Genomic DNA, 14,612 nt, shown 5'->3' with positions numbered 1-14,612 from the left:
GTCTACGGCACAGCACGCCGCCGGGCTGCAGCGCTGGCGTCCCGCCCAGCGTCGGCCCCGTGGCGCACACCTTGCTCTACACGCATGCGGTCGATGCGACGTGCTGCATCGGCCTCGGGCGAGGAGCGGCCTGCAAGGCTGCACCTCTCAATCAACTTCGTGAGTCGTCCAGCAAGACCCGAGTGGGGGATGCACATGAACATGGGTAGTTCACCTGTCCAGCAGTTCGAGGACGCGTGGGACGTGGACCGCGCAGCGCGCTTCCTGGGGGTCAGCCCCAAGACGCTGTACCGGATGGCCGCAGGCGCAGAGGTGCCGAGCTACAAGGTCGGCGGGGCGCTGCGCTTCGACCCGATGCGACTCGCGGCTTGGCGCAACGAGCGCCAAAGGGGTGGCTGACGATGGCCTGGGTGCAACAGCTCCCCTCCGGCAGCTACCGCATTGGCTGGAAGAACCCGGACGGCTCCCCCGGGCGCGAAGTCGTGCCGGCGGCGAACAAGACCGAAGCGAAGCGAATGGCGCAACAGCGCGAGCAGCAGGCATGGCTCAAGCGCAACGGCGTCATCCCTTCCAAGCCGGAGGAGCCAACCATCTCCGAGGCCATTCAGCTCCGCATCGCCGCCCTCCCCCCTGAGTTCGCCACGAAGCGAAACCTTCAGGAGAAGTTGCGGTACGTCGAGGCCGAGTTCGGCAAGCGCCGTCCGTCCAGCATCACGGCAGCCGATGTGCTCACGATGCTGGCTGGGCTCCCCCACCTGTCGCCGCAGATGCGGGAACACATCCGCATGTCCGGGCAGGGACTCATCACGTTCCTCACCGAAAAGGCGCGCGTGTACTCCGGGCCCAACCCGTTCAAGGAAGCGGGCCCCGTGAACGTGCCAAAGCGGCAGGTCCGGACATATCCGACCGACTTCCTGCCCCGCCTATTCGACACGCTCCAGCCGCACCACCGCCCGCCGGCGGCAACCGCGCTGCTCACCGGGGTTCGGAAGGGCGAGGTGCGCGTCATGCTCAAGGCCAACGTCCACCTCAACGAGCGCTACATCCTCCTGACGAGCGGCGGGCACCGCGACACCACGAAGGGCGGCCGCGAGCGTCGCGTGCCCATCCCCGAGATTCTGGTACCCGCCCTGACCGAGCAGCTCGCGACGCCGGGGCCCTACCTGTTCCCCCGACCGGGCACCAGCAAGCCCTACGGCCCCAACTGGCGCGTCCATGACGTCATGGCACGCGCCTGCGTTCGGGCCGGCCTCATCAAGGGGTGGCGCCCGTATTGCTTCAGGAAGGCATGCGGATGGAAGGGGCAACTGGAACACGAGTCCGCGAAGAAGGAGTGCCCGGAGTGCAAGCGCGGACTTCGCTGGAAGGCAGTCGCCCAGGACCTGCGATTCAAGCACCTGCGCTCTACGTGGGGCACCGTCGCGTACACGGTGACGAAGGACCTCCGGCTGGTGGCCGACGTCCTCGGGCACGCCGACATCGAGACAACGCGAACGCACTACGCCGCCACCATCTCCGAGCACGTCCAGGCCGGCGCCGAAGCCACGGCGGCAGCCCTGAGCCCGTGGCGTCCACGTGGCGTAACCACAGAGGAAACTGGAGCACAGCAGCGCAAACCCACCCCCATCCAGGAGGGTCGCACCGTGAATGAAATCCAAGACTTAGGACGCCAGGGGAAGGCAGAGGAAGCAGGAGAGCCTATGGTTTACGGTTTCCTAAACCGCAGGCCACAGGTTCGATTCCTGTCGGGGTCATCGCCCTGCTTCCCAAGTCCGCGGAAGCAGGGCGTTTTTCTGTCCGCTGGCGTCCAGCGGCGATCAGGAACGTTCGCTGGATTTGGTACCCATTTGGTACCAGGTTCGCCCCTCCTGAAGCGCTGCCCTGGTCGCGCCTCGAACCACCCGAGCAGCCAGGGCTCCAAGGAAGCCCAGTGAGGAAGGGAAGGCGGCCGGCTCTCTCGGGATAAGCGGCCTCAGGGGCCGCGCCGGATGCCGTCGTCGCGTCCGGGCGTGTAACCCCACTCCGCAAAACCGCGGACCACCCATTTGCCCGGTTCGTCCGCCTCGACGACGTTCCAGTCGAACCAGATGAGCTGGTCGAGTACACGCACTCGACCGACCGGAATGCCGTAGCGCTGTGCGACGCGACCTGAGAGGGCCTCAAGGAGCCGGTGGTTATCACCGGAACTGACGAGGTCGGCGAAGCGCTGAAGTGCGAGATCGATCTCACTCGTTCCCAGGCATGCCTGCACGACGGTGTCGAGCATGGGGACGAGATGGGGACGCTTCATCGAGAGGAGCTTCGACGCAACCGCGAGCTGGGTGCCGCGCACCGTCTTCTCGATGAGCGTGCTCAAGAGCTTCGCCGCCGTGGCGACCCCATGGGGGCCGAGGAGGTCCGCGTCAAGCGGGACCTGGGCGAGCAGAGGTTCGAGGTCGTCCTGGGCTGCTCGAAGCCTGTTTAGGAAATCAAGGGTCGCGCCAGCATTTGCATTCATCAACGCATTGACGGTGGCGATATCAGCGTCGGTGATGCGGTTGCGTTGTGGGTGCTTCCCGTTGAACACGTAGTGGTCGTACGCGAACGTCGTGCCGCGCTCATACTTCGCGATCAGTTTCTCCCAGGGGTCGGCGATGAACCAGTCAGATCGCGCGGACTTCCACTTGCCCGACTTGTCGACGCGACCGACATCGACGTTCGGAAGAAAGAGGCGCTCTGTCGCCATGTGCTCGCTCCTTGGTCCTCGCATAGGTAAGGGACTCTCTCGGACGGACCTTCGTTGAGGTAGCACTCGGGGGTCATCTCGCTCCAAATCCCATGGAACATTCACTGAGCGCGGCTATAGCAAAGTCGTTGGGAAGTCCCTCGCAATCGTCATCGATTGGGGACACAGCAACGACTTCCCATTTGCAGCAATGCGCCCATGCGGACGCTGCATGAATGGCGTGCTGCTTCCCATACCCACAATGACGTTTCGCAACCGGCCCTTCGGCCCAGCGCGAACGCCAGCCGACTTCACAAAGGGAGAACAGCACGCAGATCCAGACGAGACGCTTGTCCTGAAAGAGAAGGCAATGAAAGCTATTCGAGTACCGCCATGAGCATGGAGCGAAAGAGGCCGAACTCTGCCTCGTTGTGAACCGCCAACTCAGCAACAAGCGCGAACGCCTCCTGGCGGCCCTAGGCATTTCGGTCATCTGGCATGACGGTCTTCGGTTCAGCACTTCCCACGGGGCCTCGAAAACCTGGTTGACGAAGATTGCAGGAGCACGCTGAACTCTCCTGGCTCCCTGGATTGAGTGCGCTCGGCCGTCGCCCGCGACCGCATCGTCGCCTTACGTCAGACCCGAGACATTGCCCGCTACCTGGCGCTGAAACCAGACAGCAATTACGTGCCGGAGACAGTGCTCTTCAATCTCCTATTGCCCATCAATGTCATGAACACCATCCAGACATTGCCCGAGGACCTCACGATGAAGGGCATCCGCCATGGAGCGATGCTCTTCCCGCGCGGGCGCATCGTCGGTAGACCGAGCGGGCCCGTTCGTATTCCGACAGTTCGCAGCCCCCAGGTGCCATTGACGTGCTCTCTAGCTATCCTGGGAAAGCACCACCTTCTCACAAAAGGGAAATTCATGCGTACGGGCATCATGGTGGGTCTGCTGGCAGCAGGGCTGATGTCGGGCTGTGGCGGTATCGAAGAGGAGGCCGCCGCCGGGCTCGAAACGGAGGCCCAGGCGATCCCCTGTCGTGACATCACCGGCCGGGACTACGTCATCACGTACTACGCGGAGCCCGCGAAGGTCACCAAGGTCGGTGAGCTCCTCTGCGGCTGCAGCACGCCGGAGACGGTCCTCAACGGCACGAAGACCTCCTACTACGAGAAGGTCTACGGCTGCTTCGCGAGGTAGCGAAAACGCCCCGCACGACCTGACACGGCGGAACGGCGCGCGGGCAACGGGAACCCGTTGCTCGCGCGCCTGTGGAGTCCACGTCAGGGACTCAATGCGAACGGTAGCAGTAACGCCCTGGGTCACCCTGCGTGCAGTCCTCGGGACAGGCCCGGGCCGTCTCCCCAGGACAGCACGCGCCGTTTCCACAGAACTCGCCACGTGGGCAATCCAGGGGACAACTCAGTCGCTCGCCGATTTCGCAGACACCGTCTCCACAGACCGCGAGCGCGGCTTCCGACGTGGCGAGCGCATCGTCTTGCGCGCCCTCCGAATCCACGGCGCCAACGCCACAGCCCACGGCCACTCCCACCATCAGGGACAGCACAACATTCCAAGCTGCCTTCATGGGACGCTCCTTGCTCGAGTTGCACGATGAAAGGGATGCGCCCGAATGCTCGCACGGTTGAGCCAACGCAAAAGATGCGCCGTGTTGGCCCCGTGCATCACCCTTCGAATCCGTGTATCTACGGGCTCCACGTTTGCCAATTACCCGACGTTTTCCGGACCTCGCTCGGAGGAGACCGCCATGCTGGACCGACCCATGTACCTCAAGCCGAACGTCGCCATCGAGCCGCTCTACAATCAGTGGTACGCGTGGTGGTACCTGCTGTCTCCAGCGACGGCCCCGCTGTTCGTGACGAACCTGCACCAGAAGCTGATGCAGTCCTTCGTGGCGAACCCGGACGTGCACGTGGCGGCCCTGAAGAACCCGATGTTGATGGGCGGCCCGTTCATCAACCACCCGGCGGCGAAGGCCCCGCGCGTGAAGGAGCTCCTGGAGCGGACGCAGAAGGAGCAGGCCAACATGCTCGCGTACACCAAGGCGGTGGCCGAGCTGGAGCAGCTCATGGCGCCCAACAACGGCGGCTCCCTGGAGGGCCTCTACGCCAAGGTGCCCGACATCCTCCGCGGCTACGTGGAGCTCACGTACGACCTGAGCAACCGCGCCAGCGCGCGGTACATCGAGCCGCTCCTGTACCGCAGCCCCTTCCACAAGGAGTCCTCGCAGAGCGTGACGCTCATGCAGGTGGACGGCGACTGGCGGCCCTACATCTTCAGCACGCCCCGCCTGGAGGAGGACACGCCGCTGTGGCTGCGCGTCCCCTACAAGCACGAGGGCCTGGACGCCCTCTTCCGCATGCGCCACACGCCGGGCTCGCCCGGACAGGTCGCGGAGATGCTCGGCGTGCCCGCCTCCGCCGCGGACGCCTTCGCCGCGCTCTTCACCGACGTCGAGCCCCGCCGCACGGAGCGCTACGCCGGTGAGGGCGTGCGCGTGCGCTACTTCGGCCACGCCTGCGTGCTGCTGGAGACGAAGGACGTCAGCATCCTCACCGACCCCGTCATCAGCTACGAGTTCCCCACGGACCTCCCCCGCTTCACCCACTCCGACCTGCCCGAGCGCATCGACTACGTGGTCCTCACGCACGGCCACGCCGACCACCTGATGATGGAGACGCTCATCCAGCTGCGGCACCGGGTGGGCTGCATCATCGTCCCGCGCAACAACGGCAACTCGCTGGCGGACCCGTCGCTGCGGCTGATGCTCCACCACAACGGCTTCAAGAACGTGGTGGAGATTGACGACCTCCAGGAGATTCCCGTGCCGGGCGGCTCCATCACCGGCCTGCCCTTCCTGGGCGAGCACAGCGACCTGGCCATCCAGGCCAAGACGGCGCACCTGGTGCGCCTGGGCGGCAAGTCCATGCTGATGGCCGCGGACTCCAACGCCATCGAGCCGCGCATGTACCAGCACCTGCGCGACATCGTCGGCACCATCGACGTGCTGTTCCTCGGCATGGAGTGCGAAGGCGGCCCGATGAGCTGGATGTACGGCCCGCTGCTGTGCAATCCCCTGCCCCGGAAGATGGACCAGGCCCGCCGGCTCAACGGCTCCGACAGCGCTCGCGCCATCGAAATCACCAACTACCTGTCGCCCAAGGAGGTCTACGTCTACGCCATGGGCCAGGAGCCGTGGCTGCGCCACGTGATGATCCTCGTCTACGACGACAAGGCCCCGCAGATTGTCGAGTCGAACAAGTTCCTGGAGCACTGCCGCACGAAGGGCATCCAGGCCGAGCGCCCCTACGTGAAGATGGAGCGCATCCTCGCCTGAGTCCGCGCCTCCGCTCCCTCCGAGGTGCGCGGACACTCCGCCACCTCGGAGACGCGCTTCACGCCGCCGCGGCGGCGTCGAGCAGGCCCCGCATTCTCAGCGCATCCAGGACGCGCCACAGGCCCGCCTCCACGGTGTCCACATCCGAGCGGACGGTGACGTCGGGCGCGTCAGGCGCCTCATAGGGGTCCGACACGCCGGTGAAGTGCGCCAGCTCGCCGGCCAGCGCCTTCTTGTAGAGCCCCTTCACGTCCCGGGCGATGAGCACCTCCAGCGGCGCCTGGACGAAGATCTCCACGAAGGGGATGCCCGCCTCCTCCGCCAGCCGGCGCACCTCGGCGCGCGAGCTCGCATAGGGCGAGATGGCCGCGGCGATGACGCCCACCCCGTGCTTCGCCAGCAGCCGGGCCACATGACCGATGCGGCGCACGTTCTCCTCGCGGTCCTCGCGGGTGAAGCCCAGTCCGCGGGACAGCCAGGTGCGCACCTCATCCCCGTCCAGCACCTCCACGGGCATCGACGAGGCCAGGTGCGCACGCAGGGCACGGGACAAGGTGCTCTTGCCCGCACCTGACAGACCCGTCAGCCAGAGTATGAAGCCCGCGGAACGCCCCATTGTGACTCCAAAATGACGCCCCTGCGCGTCCCCGAAACGCTAACACGCCACGTGGCCTCCGGGACTTGACCCGTTTTCCGTGGCCATGCGACAGAGCCTTCACGTCATGCAAAGCGCGTCCAACTCGAGCCCTCATGCCCCCGACCGCTGGTTCCCCACCCGGAAGCCGTTGACGGACCCGCGGCTGCGGCTGTTCTGCCTTCCGTACGCCGGTGGCAGCGTGGCCATCTACAACCAGTGGAGCCAGGGCCTGCCGCCGGGTGTGGAGCTGTGCCCCGTCCAGCTCCCCGGGCGCGAGCGCCGCCTGTCCGAGAAGCCCATTGGCAGCCTGCCCGCCCTGGTGGACGCGCTGCTGCCCGCCATCGCGCCGCTGCTGGACCGGCCCTTCGCCTTCTTCGGCTACAGCATGGGCGCGCGCATCTCCCTGGAGCTCGCCAGGCGCCTCCAGGCCCGCAATGGCCCACGCCCCGTGGGCCTGGTCCTGGGGGCCGCCGGGCCGCCGTCCGTCAACACGCGCGAGCCCATCCACCACCTGCCCGAACCGGAGTTCATCGCGCAGCTGCGGCGCTACGACGGCACGCCCGAGGAGATCTTCCAGCACCGCGAGCTGCTGGAGCTGGTGCTGCCCATGCTGCGCGCCGACTTCGGCATCGCCTTCACGGAGGACGGCCCCCAGCCCGCGAAGCTGGAGGTCCCCATCTCCGTCGTCGGCTCGCCCGAGGACAAGCACGTCCCCACCGCGAACCTGGAGCGCTGGCGCGACGAGACGCGGAGCGAGGACGTCCGCGTCCGCCTCTTCCCCGGCGGCCACTTCTTCATCAAGTCGCAGCGGGACGCCCTCCTCGCGCACATCAGCGAGGACCTGAACCGGTGGATGGGCCGCGCGCCCTGAGCCCGTCGTCTACGCCGCCTGGAACCGGGGCGGCGTGTCCCCGGCCAGCGGCACCGTGAACTGCCAGCGCACCGTCAGCGGCTGCCCACGGGGCCGGTTCACCGCCACCGCCGCCTGGTGCCGCTCCGACGGTCGCAACTGAACGAACTGCCACGCCTCCGGCACGTCTTGCATCCGCGGGTCGAAGGAGATGCGCGGCGCCTGTCCCGGCTCCAGGTGGAAGGCGAACTGGTCCAGCGGCAGTGACAGCCCCGCACCGCGCGCCTTGATGTAGGACTCCTTCAGCGTCCAGTACTCGAAGAAGCGCTCCCGGTGCCGCTCCGGCGGCAGGGCCTTCAGCGCCGCCACTTCCGAGGCGGCGAAGTAGTGGTCGGCGATCTCCACCGTCTCCCCCTTCCGCTGCGCGTCCTCCACGTCCGCGCCCAGCTCCGCGTCCCAGCCCACCGCCACCAGCGCCATGCCGTCCGTATGGGACAGGTTGAAGCGCAGCTTCGGGCCCCACGCCCCCCGCACCACCGGCCGGCCGTACGTATTGGTGTCGAAGGCCCAGGCCTCCGGCGCCACCGGCGCGTAGCGCGACAGCGTCAGCCGCACCAGCGCATGGCTCACCAGGTACTGGCGCTGGTGCCGCTCGAAGCGGAAGCGCTGCTGCTTGTCGCGCTCCTTCGTGTCCAGCAGCGCCCAGTAGGCATCCAGGAGGCGCGGGTCGTCGATGCGCTCGGGCTCGACAATCCATACATGGACCTCATCCGGGCGCAGCGCGAGGGGCTGGAAGTCTGTCGGCATGCCCCCTTTCTACCACCGCCGCCTGCTCGCCCCTGCGTGCTTCCGCGTGGCATGGCCACTGATGGCCACTGTCTCTGGTCCGCGAGGCAGTTGGCACACACCGTTGCCCCCGCCAACCTTTCGCTCGCTCGTGTTGGGGTTCGCGGCGGCAGGTGGGGTCGCGACAAGAGCGGCTCGAGGCGTGACGGGGGGCAGGGACGGATGGAGCTCTTTCCAATTCAGTTACTCTTCATGGTGGTTCTGATGAACCGCTATGTCCTCGGGCCATTGCTACGGCGCCTGAAGGGGCGGAAGTTCGACAAAGTCGACGACACCTACCTGCCACGAGTCGCCATCGTCATCCCGCTGTTCAACGAAGGCGAAGGCATCTACCACGGCGTTCGAAGTCTCCTGGAGCAGGACTATCCCAGCCACCTGCTTCAAATCGTGGTGGTGGATGACTGCTCCAAGGACGACAGCTACGCCTGGGCACTGAAGGCGGCGGAGGGAAACCCCAACGTCATCGTCATGCGCAACCCGGAGAACATGGGCAAGCGCAAGGGCATCAACCGCGCGGTGAAGGCCGCTACGGACGCGGAAATCATCGTGTCGGTGGACTCGGACGTCATCGTCGACAAGGCCGCCGTCCGCCAGCTGGTGCGCCGCTTCGTCAGCCCGCGCATCGCCGCGGTGGGCGGCCGGACCTACGTGACGAACCGTCATCAGAACTGGATGACGCGGATGATTGAAATCAAGTTCCACTTCGCCCAGGAGTGGCTCAAGGACCTGGAGCGCAGCTTCCGCCAGGTGATGTGCCTGTCGGGCTGCCTCACCGCCTACCGCCGCCACGTGCTGCTGGAGCTGGAGCCCATCCTCGAGGCGCGCGCCATCGCGGGCATCCCCATCAAGTACGGCGAGGATCGGTTCCTCACGCGGCAGATCGTCAAGCACGACTACGAGACGGTCTACACGCTGGACGCCTTTTGCTTCACCGCCGCGCCGTCGACGCTGGCCGGGTACTTCTCCCAACAGCTCCGGTGGCGCCGCTCCAACCTGGTGGACCTGCTGGGCGGCCTGTCACACGCCTGGCGGCTCCACCCGGTCGTGGCGGTCCACTACGTGTCACAGCTCGCGTTGCTCCTCTCCTACCCGCTGGTCATCGTGCACAACGTCCTGACCGGCGAGTTCTGGGACATCCTCGCCTTCCACTTCCTGGTCATCGGCTTGCTCGGGGTCATCTATCGAATCGAAACACGGCACCTTCCCGCGGACCGGCGAGTCCACGGCGCCAGCTTCCTGCCCATGGCCCTGCTGATGCCGGTGACGTACGCGCTCTTCACACCGCTGGCGCTGCTGACGCTGGACTCAGGGAGCTGGGAGACGCGGGGCAGCGCCAGTGCCGCTCCCGAGACGTCGCCGGTCGACTCCGGGGGCCGCTTTCCTCCCACCCATGCTGGTGAGGGCACTACGCCATGAACCAACGCGTCGCCAATCGCGTCAACAGCATCGCCGTCTCCGCCTACAAGTTCATCGGTTCCCTGCTGCTCGCGCTCATCATGCTCGGGCTGGTGTCCTTTCTGTCCGTTCAGGGCTTCTTCCTGGTGAGCCGCAGCTGGGTGACCCCCACGGTCATCTCGCCGACGGACCCACAGATTCTCACGCTCAATACGCAGGTGGCCGCGCAGACGTCCGCGCGCGACCACGTGCTGTCGGACCGGCGCTCGGTGGAGAACCGCATCTCCGACGCCGAGCGCACCGTCGCCGCGGAGCGCGCGTTCCAGCAGCGTTTCCTCGTCGCCCTGCGTGGCGAGCGCGACGCCAGGGACCGGGTGGCGCAGCGGCTGTCGTTGCTGCGCCGTGAGTACAACAACGCCCGGGCGGAGATCCTCCAGTCCAACCGTGCCTTCGCCGGACTGGCGCGCACGCGCACCGACGCGCTGTACGACGCGCGCCTGATGGAGCAGGAGGAGAAGCTCACCATCAACCACCACCTGGCGCAGCTGGCGCAGAGCAACCTGTCACTGGCGCAGTCCTCGGCGGACCTGGAGACGCGGCTGGATTCGCTCCAGCGGGAGATTGCCGGCCTCTCCGCGGTGCAGTCCGGGATGGGCAAGAACGAGACGCCCCAGGGCATGACGTCCGACGTGCTGCTGTTGGAGCGTGAGTACACGCACTCCGTCCTGGAGCAGGCCCGCGCGGAGGCGACGCTGAAGAGCCTCCAGACGGACCTGGCCGCCCTGGACGAGGTGGCCCTGCGCTACGACACGCTGATTGCGTCGCTGCGTGCGTCGCCTTACCTCAAGGCCATCGAGAAGGACCTCACGGTCGCATTCGTCCCGTACGAGAACATCCCGAACGCCGAGCAGGGCACGCCGCTGTACGCGTGCGCGGCCAAGGTCATCTGGTGCCATGAGGTGGGCGTCATCGGGCGCGTGCTCGAGGGCGAGGTGTCCCTCAAGCACCCCATCCGCCAGTACATGCTCCGCGGCGTCATGGTGGAGGTCCAGCTGACGGACCCGCCTTCCGCCCGGGAAGACCTGCTCCACCTGGGCCGGCCGCCGCTGCTGCTGTGAGTCCCACCACCCTTTGACTGGAGACGGCCTCGGAGCCGGAGACACTCGACCATGCGGATGACCGTCACTTGTGGCGCATTGCTGTCACTTGCCGCGCGCCTGGCGCTGGCCCAGCCGGCGCCTCCTCCCGCGGGAGAACTCACGTCGCCGTCCAGCGAGGACCGGGCCGCCGGTTACTGCGACTTCGTCCGCGGCGTGGGCAGCGCGGAGGCCGCGCTCGAACTGGCGCCCGAGCTGTTCGGGGCCTTCGGCGTGGTCAACGCGGGCGAAGCCAGCGGCGGCGCTGGGACCACGCCGCTGGGTGAGCCGACCCCGCGAGTGACGGCAGGATTGATGTACGACCTCGTGGGGATCTACCGCGGTCGAGCCATCCACAAGCGCGCGGAGGCGGAGTGCCGCCGTCAGCGGGCGATGACGGTGCTGGAGTCCGCCATCCGCCAGGGCAGCGGCCTGGGCGAACAGGCCGCGCTGGAGGCTCGAGCTCGCGTCCTGGAGGAGGCGCTGCCTCACGCCGAGGCGCTGCTCACGTCGCTTCGAAACGACATGAAGCAGGGCCAGGTGACGCTGGAGGAGTTGAACGCGGTGCAGGTCCGGTTGGATGGGCTGCGTCAGCTCTCCAGCAACACCCAGATTGCTCGCGACCGGCTGGCGGCACGGCCTCGGGTTCAAGAAGGTCAGCGGCTGGAGAGTGTGCTGAACGAGCTGCGAGCCGCGGATGATCAGCTCGAGGCATATAACGGAGCGCTGCGCCGCTCGCGCGCCTGGCGCGTCAGCCTGCGCGGTGGGTACGACGAGCTCATTGACGTCGACCAGGACCTGCCCCTCTTCGGGCAGCTCACGCTGTCCTACAATCTGGGCCACCTGTGGCAGGGCTCGGCCAACGCACGGGCGAGGGAGGGCCGCCGCCGCGCGACGCTCGACGACGTGTCGGGCGTGCCCCAGCGGGTCAACGAGCTGGTCGCCGAGCTGCGCACCGTCCACCGCACCGAGGAGGGCCGGCTGCGCGAGGTGAGCACCCTGGTGTCGGACCTGGAAGCGCAGCTGCAGTCCATGGACGCGCTCCAGACACGGGAGGTTCGCCGCTTCCGCGGCTACCTGATGATGGAAATCACCCGCCTGCGCGCGGAGCAGGCCTATTTGCGTGCCCATGTGGAATCGCTTCAGTCCTTCCTGGGTGCCCGGTCGCCGTGACACCGCGCCGGCTGCTCGTGGCCTGCGGCGTCCTGGCCGCGCTGCTGGGCGCCGGCTCCAGTCCAGCGAATGAAGGCCGGGAGGGTGATGTCGCGCCACGCCTGGCTCCGAATGAACGAGGTGAGCCGCGCCGCCCAGAGGCTCCCCGGACGAAAGGCAGGCCCATGCTGACGCGCGTCCCATTGTCCCGACTGAGGGTCACTGAAGGGAGCCTGGAGCCCGGCCCCGGCGATCAACTCCTCGTCGACGGGCCGCGCATGCGCGCCATCGTGCCTGGAAGCACGACGAACAACGTGGCGCTGCGCTTCACCCTGCTAGGCCTCACTGAGCGCCAGGTGGCCCTGGCTTCGGGCGAGCAGCGTCAGCAAGTGGGTCTCAAGCTCTTCGCGGTGGATGCCTGCAACGTGCTGTACGCGATGTGGCGGCTGGCACCCAAGCCGGGCATCGTCGTCAACTTCAAGCGCAACCCGGGACAGCACACCAGCCGCGAGTGCGGAAACCGGGGCTACACCCTCCTGCGCCCCAAGCAGCACGTCCGGCTCGAAGCGCCCTCGTCAGGGGAGCCCCACACGCTGCGGGCCCAGGTCGACGGCAAGGTCCTCCGCGTCTGGGCGGACGACACGCTCGCGTGGACGGGCGAGCTGCCCGAAGAGGCGCTCGCGCCGGATGCCCCGGTGGGCCTGCGCTCGGACAACGTCCGGCTGAGTCTCCAGCTCTCCACGCCGCCGCCCTGAAGCATGCGGCCCCTCCGCGCCAAGCGCACAGAACACCCACGGCCGACCCCAGAGGCGCGCCAGGGGCACGCGGTCACCGGCTCCGCGCTGGCGTCGTCCCCCCTGAGCGCCACGGCAACCGCGCGGCGCCCAGGGGACACGGCACTACAGCTGAGGCTGCGGGTCCGCCGCCGGCGTCTGGGGCTTCTCCTGCTCACGCTCGGGCAGCAGCTCCGCGCAGAGCGTGGACGTGTTCTGCGTGCACACGCCCCCGGCGTCCAGGTCGAACTGCCAACGGTGACGCGGGCACACCAGGTAGCGCCCCTCCTCCACCCAGCCCTCGGACAGGTCGGCGCCCTGGTGGGGGCAGAAGCGCTGGATGGAGAAGCGCCGCCCGCCAGCCTCCACCACCGTTCGCTCCCGCTGGGACTCGGTGGAGCGGATGCCCTCGCAGAACTCGCGCATGTCCTCGATCTCCACGCCCAGGAAGCCGTGCAGCACCGGCTCATACACGTCCGGGTTGCGGCTCAGTCGCAGGCGGAACGACAGCAGGAAGTCCTCCCACGTAAGCTTGCGGTCCAACACGCGCCCCACGTCGGCCGCGCTCGTCTTCAGCGTGTAGCGGACCTCCTCCTGGATGTCCGCCACCACGTGGACACGGCGCGCCTTGAAGTCCACGCGCAAGAGCTTCTCCGGAAGCTCCGTCAGCTCCACGTAGAGCGGCATGCCCACGCGCTCGTGCAGGTCGAGGAGGTCCAGCTTGCGCTGCAGCTCCACGCGCAGCCGCTCGTGAATCTCCGCCACCTCCGCGACGAGCAGGTTGCGCCGCCGTTCGCGGAACACGGACTCCTGCCGCTTCGCGTAGTCGTGCAGGTACGCCTTCAGGTTCTCCGGCGTCACCCGCTCGGCCGACTGCGAGACGAACTCCAGCGACTTCGCGTCCAGCACGTCCCCGGGCATCGGCTCCAGGTAGCGCGTCTTGCCCTGGGGCAGACGCTGCCGCAGAAAGGCAAAGAGCTGCGTCGCGTTCGGGAAGATGTTCACCTTCTCGAAATTGAGGTGGAACTGCGCCGGGTCCAGGAAGGCCGCGGGCCCGGCCGCCGCGATGTATGCCCGCGGATGAAGCACCTCGAGCGTGCGCGCCACCGCCTCGAACTTGCTCTCCCGCTTCTTCAGCGAGATGGCCGCGTAGGTATCCGCCGGGTACTCGTAGCAGGTAGGGTGCCAGATGGCCCCGGAGAACTGCGCGGAGAACACGTCGATGGGCCCCTCCTCCGCGACGATGCGCCCCATCCGGTCATGGAGCTTGCAGTCGTTGATGTTGAGGAAGCACTGCCCGTCACCGCGCACCATCACCGCGGAGTCACGGTTGGTCCCCTGCTCCGACACGAACAGCTTCACGTAGCCGCCCTTGATGGGGACCTCGTGGCCGTCCTCGCAGGCGATGACCTGCTTGCAGCCATACCTGGCGAACACGTCCTGCAGTTCGGAGCGATGGAAGCGCGGCACCAGCACCGTGAAGTCCCGCTGGCGGATGGTGGCCAGGAACTCCGGATCGAAGTGGTCCTTGTGCTCGTGGCTGACGTAGAGGTAGCGCTCCTTGCCGGGCGTCTCCAACATCTCCCGCACGCGCGGCGCCAGGTGGTGGTTGCACGGCAGCTGCATCCACGCCGAGTCGAATGCCCCGCGGGACGACAGCCATGGGTCCATGACGACAATGGCCCCCGCCGTCTCCACGACGAACCCGGCGTGGCCCAGGAAAGTGATGTGCATGGGAAGTCTTCCTCTCTGAC

Annotated in this window: 12 protein-coding genes, 1 tRNA gene and 1 pseudogene; 10 read left to right on the top strand and 4 right to left on the bottom strand. The window is 67.3% G+C overall.

The window, feature by feature from the left end:
- Positions 1 to 195 precede the first annotated feature (195 nt).
- From HNV26_RS13590 to HNV26_RS13580, 3 genes and pseudogenes are all read left to right on the top strand, one after another.
- Positions 196 to 399 (top strand): helix-turn-helix domain-containing protein, encoded by a 204-nt coding sequence (locus tag HNV26_RS13590; RefSeq protein WP_161606771.1) that lies wholly within the window; start codon positions 196 to 198, stop codon positions 397 to 399.
- 2 nt (positions 400 to 401) lie between these two features.
- Positions 402 to 1,499: pseudogene (locus HNV26_RS39265) on the top strand (tyrosine-type recombinase/integrase); the annotation flags it as partial.
- A gap of 179 nt (positions 1,500 to 1,678) precedes the next feature.
- Positions 1,679 to 1,754, top strand: a tRNA-Ser gene (locus HNV26_RS13580).
- Between the two features lie 218 nt (positions 1,755 to 1,972).
- Here HNV26_RS13580 and HNV26_RS13575 read toward each other — a convergent pair.
- A complete protein-coding gene (locus tag HNV26_RS13575; protein ID WP_171442144.1) occupies positions 1,973 to 2,725 on the bottom strand; it encodes a DUF6308 family protein in 753 nt (250 codons plus the stop codon).
- Between the two features lie 910 nt (positions 2,726 to 3,635).
- Between HNV26_RS13575 and HNV26_RS13570 the strand changes: the two genes are divergently transcribed.
- Together HNV26_RS13570 and HNV26_RS13565 are read left to right on the top strand one after the other, a co-directional pair.
- Positions 3,636 to 3,911, top strand: a complete 276-nt coding sequence (locus HNV26_RS13570; protein ID WP_171442145.1) for a hypothetical protein — start codon at positions 3,636 to 3,638, stop codon at positions 3,909 to 3,911.
- 568 nt (positions 3,912 to 4,479) lie between these two features.
- On the top strand, positions 4,480 to 6,069 hold the full coding sequence (locus HNV26_RS13565) for an MBL fold metallo-hydrolase (protein WP_171442146.1): 1,590 nt from the start codon (positions 4,480 to 4,482) through the stop codon (positions 6,067 to 6,069).
- Between the two features lie 58 nt (positions 6,070 to 6,127).
- Here the strand turns inward: HNV26_RS13565 and cysC are convergent, their stop codons facing one another.
- Positions 6,128 to 6,685 carry an adenylyl-sulfate kinase gene (gene cysC, locus HNV26_RS13560; RefSeq protein WP_171442147.1) on the bottom strand — a complete coding sequence of 186 codons (558 nt, stop codon included), beginning with the start codon at positions 6,683 to 6,685 and terminating at the stop codon, positions 6,128 to 6,130.
- A gap of 106 nt (positions 6,686 to 6,791) precedes the next feature.
- Between cysC and HNV26_RS13555 the strand changes: the two genes are divergently transcribed.
- Positions 6,792 to 7,577: a thioesterase II family protein gene (locus HNV26_RS13555; protein ID WP_216612226.1), complete on the top strand. Its 786-nt coding sequence runs from the start codon at positions 6,792 to 6,794 to the stop codon at positions 7,575 to 7,577.
- 9 nt (positions 7,578 to 7,586) lie between these two features.
- Here the strand turns inward: HNV26_RS13555 and HNV26_RS13550 are convergent, their stop codons facing one another.
- Positions 7,587 to 8,363, bottom strand: coding sequence for a 4'-phosphopantetheinyl transferase family protein (locus HNV26_RS13550; RefSeq protein ID WP_171442149.1), 777 nt, complete (start codon positions 8,361 to 8,363; stop codon positions 7,587 to 7,589).
- A gap of 201 nt (positions 8,364 to 8,564) precedes the next feature.
- On the opposite strand from HNV26_RS13550, the gene HNV26_RS13545 reads away from it, so the two are divergent.
- From HNV26_RS13545 to HNV26_RS13530, 4 genes are all read left to right on the top strand, one after another.
- Positions 8,565 to 9,818 carry a glycosyltransferase family 2 protein gene (locus HNV26_RS13545; RefSeq protein ID WP_171442150.1) on the top strand — a complete coding sequence of 418 codons (1,254 nt, stop codon included), beginning with the start codon at positions 8,565 to 8,567 and terminating at the stop codon, positions 9,816 to 9,818.
- Positions 9,815 to 10,915, top strand: a complete 1,101-nt coding sequence (locus HNV26_RS13540) for a coiled-coil domain-containing protein (protein WP_171442151.1) — start codon at positions 9,815 to 9,817, stop codon at positions 10,913 to 10,915. Before HNV26_RS13545 ends, HNV26_RS13540 begins: the two co-directional genes overlap by 4 nt.
- Before the next feature lie 51 nt (positions 10,916 to 10,966).
- On the top strand, positions 10,967 to 12,106 hold the full coding sequence (locus HNV26_RS13535; RefSeq protein ID WP_171442152.1) for a hypothetical protein: 1,140 nt from the start codon (positions 10,967 to 10,969) through the stop codon (positions 12,104 to 12,106).
- 257 nt (positions 12,107 to 12,363) lie between these two features.
- Positions 12,364 to 12,840, top strand: a complete 477-nt coding sequence (locus tag HNV26_RS13530; protein WP_253816540.1) for a hypothetical protein — start codon at positions 12,364 to 12,366, stop codon at positions 12,838 to 12,840.
- Between the two features lie 144 nt (positions 12,841 to 12,984).
- Here the strand turns inward: HNV26_RS13530 and HNV26_RS13525 are convergent, their stop codons facing one another.
- Positions 12,985 to 14,592, bottom strand: a complete 1,608-nt coding sequence (locus HNV26_RS13525) for a Rieske 2Fe-2S domain-containing protein (RefSeq protein WP_171442154.1) — start codon at positions 14,590 to 14,592, stop codon at positions 12,985 to 12,987.
- Positions 14,593 to 14,612: the final 20 nt, after the last annotated feature.

It is taken from the genome of Myxococcus xanthus, assembly GCF_013116825.1.
Lineage (GTDB): Bacteria > Myxococcota > Myxococcia > Myxococcales > Myxococcaceae > Myxococcus > Myxococcus xanthus_B.
Note: the sequence above shows the minus strand (reverse complement) of the source record. Positions and strands in the feature narration are given on the sequence as shown.

What these genes read in the sequence shown, in the direction of transcription:
- HNV26_RS13590 (WP_161606771.1), top strand. Translation starts at nt 196, where the DNA reads ATGAACATGGGTAGTTCACCTGTCCAGCAGTTCGAGGACGCGTGGGAC.
- HNV26_RS13575 (WP_171442144.1), bottom strand. Translation starts at nt 2,725, where the DNA reads ATGGCGACAGAGCGCCTCTTTCTTCCGAACGTCGATGTCGGTCGCGTC.
- HNV26_RS13570 (WP_171442145.1), top strand. Translation starts at nt 3,636, where the DNA reads ATGCGTACGGGCATCATGGTGGGTCTGCTGGCAGCAGGGCTGATGTCG.
- HNV26_RS13565 (WP_171442146.1), top strand. Translation starts at nt 4,480, where the DNA reads ATGCTGGACCGACCCATGTACCTCAAGCCGAACGTCGCCATCGAGCCG.
- cysC (WP_171442147.1), bottom strand. Translation starts at nt 6,685, where the DNA reads ATGGGGCGTTCCGCGGGCTTCATACTCTGGCTGACGGGTCTGTCAGGT.
- HNV26_RS13555 (WP_216612226.1), top strand. Translation starts at nt 6,792, where the DNA reads ATGCAAAGCGCGTCCAACTCGAGCCCTCATGCCCCCGACCGCTGGTTC.
- HNV26_RS13550 (WP_171442149.1), bottom strand. Translation starts at nt 8,363, where the DNA reads ATGCCGACAGACTTCCAGCCCCTCGCGCTGCGCCCGGATGAGGTCCAT.
- HNV26_RS13545 (WP_171442150.1), top strand. Translation starts at nt 8,565, where the DNA reads ATGGAGCTCTTTCCAATTCAGTTACTCTTCATGGTGGTTCTGATGAAC.
- HNV26_RS13540 (WP_171442151.1), top strand. Translation starts at nt 9,815, where the DNA reads ATGAACCAACGCGTCGCCAATCGCGTCAACAGCATCGCCGTCTCCGCC.
- HNV26_RS13535 (WP_171442152.1), top strand. Translation starts at nt 10,967, where the DNA reads ATGCGGATGACCGTCACTTGTGGCGCATTGCTGTCACTTGCCGCGCGC.
- HNV26_RS13530 (WP_253816540.1), top strand. Translation starts at nt 12,364, where the DNA reads ATGCGCGCCATCGTGCCTGGAAGCACGACGAACAACGTGGCGCTGCGC.
- HNV26_RS13525 (WP_171442154.1), bottom strand. Translation starts at nt 14,592, where the DNA reads ATGCACATCACTTTCCTGGGCCACGCCGGGTTCGTCGTGGAGACGGCG.